Annotated in this window: 1 protein-coding gene; it reads right to left on the reverse strand. The window is 54.8% G+C overall.

The features are described from left to right. Window positions 1–250: hypothetical protein (locus tag QP415_RS12415; RefSeq protein ID WP_442953496.1), on the reverse strand; the 250-nt coding region annotated here is incomplete at both ends.

Here is a 250-nt window from a genome sequence, read left to right on the forward strand (position 1 = left end):
TGTCGTCTACACCCAAAGCGAGCATTACTGCGTCTGTGGGGTTGGTTGTGCCGTAGTCCATGCCGACTGCTAGGGTTTGGCGGATTGGGGGAATGTTTTCCCAGGGGATGACGTGTTCGGTGGGGTTCCACATGTCGTAGACTGCGCCTTCGGCGGCTACCCATTGTCCGAGGATGAATCGTTTGTACCAGAGGCCGGTGTATTCGGCTTTTAGGGATTCTTTGTATTCTTCGGATAGTGCGGGGTTGTC

The sequence above is a fragment of the Pauljensenia sp. UMB3104 genome, assembly GCF_030217285.1.
In the GTDB taxonomy this organism is placed as follows: domain Bacteria; phylum Actinomycetota; class Actinomycetes; order Actinomycetales; family Actinomycetaceae; genus Pauljensenia.